The sequence below is a fragment of the Robiginitalea sp. genome (assembly GCF_049588695.1).
Taxonomy (GTDB): Bacteria; Bacteroidota; Bacteroidia; order Flavobacteriales; family Flavobacteriaceae; genus Robiginitalea.
The window spans coordinates 1-1,859 of sequence record NZ_JBAVZJ010000527.1; the positions used below are offsets into that span (position 1 = coordinate 1).

Annotated in this window: 2 protein-coding genes and 1 pseudogene; 2 read left to right on the forward strand and 1 reads right to left on the reverse strand. The window is 46.5% G+C overall.

Going from position 1 to position 1,859, the window contains the following annotated elements:
- The first annotated feature begins 67 nt into the window (after positions 1-67).
- Together WBV75_RS12220 and WBV75_RS12225 are read left to right on the forward strand one after the other, a co-directional pair.
- Positions 68-520 (forward strand): DUF2267 domain-containing protein, encoded by a 453-nt coding sequence (locus WBV75_RS12220; protein ID WP_424120869.1) that lies wholly within the window; start codon positions 68-70, stop codon positions 518-520.
- Positions 521-644: 124 nt separating this feature from the next.
- Positions 645-1,154, forward strand: coding sequence for a nicotinate-nucleotide adenylyltransferase (locus WBV75_RS12225; RefSeq protein ID WP_424120870.1), 510 nt, complete (start codon positions 645-647; stop codon positions 1,152-1,154).
- 102 nt (positions 1,155-1,256) lie between these two features.
- Here WBV75_RS12225 and WBV75_RS12230 read toward each other — a convergent pair.
- Positions 1,257-1,859: pseudogene (locus WBV75_RS12230) on the reverse strand (MlaD family protein); the annotation flags it as partial.

The following is a 1,859-nucleotide window of genomic DNA, read 5'->3' on the forward strand; positions in this document are numbered from 1 at the left end:
ACTCAAGTCATTTCCAAAGCCATTTAAAATTGTCATTTTTAGGAGTGAATCCTAAAATGATGTTACTATGGCACTTAATTTCAATCAATATGCGAATGAAGGAAACGCATTTTTAAATGCGTACACAGAACACATGGGATTCGGGCCCGATAAGGACAAGGCGGGGCGAATCCTGAGCGCTACACTTTATGCCCTGAGGGATATTATTCCTTTCGAAGAGTCCCTGCAGCTGATTGCCCAGTTACCCATGTTCCTGAAGGCGGTTTATGTCAATGGCTGGACCATGCGGCGACGGCCGGAGCGAATTAAACATATGGAGGAATTCATAGAACTCGTGAAACAACAGGATGGCGTGGCCGCCGTCAATGATTTCGGATATGAGGATGACCTTGCAGAGAAGTACCTCCAACTTACCTTTATGTTCCTGAGGAAATACGTTTCCCTGGGCGAGTTGGAAGATGTGCGGGATTCCCTGCCCAAGGACCTCAAACATATGATTTACTCCAACCTTATGTTTTAGGCTTAAAATCCGACGTATTACCTTCTGCCGGGACTGATACAGGTCATTTGAAAAGCGGGGTCCCTGAGCTACATTTAGGGTCAGGCATGCAAACTACCTTATTGTGTCATTTAATACCTAAGTCATGAAAAAATTAATCACAACCGTCCTGTTTTTAGGAATGCTGCCTGCATTGTTTGCCCAGGAAATCCGGACAGAAGAATTGTCAGAAGTTGTCTTGTACGCCACGAATTACAAGTACCTCAATAGTTTGGCTTCTGAAGAACCCGCGGCGATCCCTGTAAAGATGTTACAGCGGAAAGTAGCTGCGTTTAATCTTGAAAGTTCTGAATACTATCAGGATGATTACGACTATTACCAAATTAGTTTCTACATCCCTGACGGGAAAATACTCGCAGCCTATGACGCCAACGGAAAAATCATCCGGACGATCGAAAAGTTTGAAGATGTAAAACTCCCTGAAAGTGTCAACAATGCGGTACTCGACAGGTTTCCGGGCTGGGTTGTCAGTGAGGATGTCTACCTGGTGCGGTATCACGAGAAAAAAGGCGTGTCCAAAACTTACAAGGTCACCCTTAAAAACGGTGATAAAACCCTGAAGGTGAAATTAGACGACAAGGGTAATTTTCTGTAAGGGTCAGATGCTCTAATGGGTATTTGCATGTCTGGATTTTGCATCTGCATATCCCTACAGTTAAAAGGACCGCCCTGAAAAATTTCAGGGCGGTTTTTTTTGCTATTGTTTTTTGCTTTCCTTTTTCTGCTTCTTCTCCAGCTTCTTGAAATACCCCCGGGTAAGCCAGTTATGTTTGAGGGCTTCCATATTCTCGTCAAATTTCACCAGACCGGAATCCAGGTGCCTAAGCCCGTGCCGTATCTCTGCGGCCATAACTGTGTCCTTCAGCATCATCCCAAGGGTCCCTTCTCCTTGCTGCAAATCGCCGACCAGATCGTTTAACCGTCCTGTAAGTTCACGGATTTCCGCTCCGGAAGTGTCCAGGTTGGCAGCTACCCTTCGGATTTGTTGGGTAAACTCCGGGTCATCTGTTAACAGGCTCAGCGTACTCTGCTCCAGCCTCCATTCCTCAATCATACGGTTTAAGCGGCCAATAGCTTGTTCAGACCGTGCCGTAGTCCGTTTGAGGTTATAAAAGCCCTCCCGGAGGTCCTGTGCCATAACGCTGTCGTGAAGTAATGTGGCGAGGACACCCGATCCATTCCTCAGGGAATGGGTAACCTCAAGGAGGTCTGCTGTGAGCAGGGAGGCATTTTCGTTGGTCACATTCAGGGTGGTGAGCATATCCTGTGTATTGATGCGGGTGTAGGTCTCAATCTCATC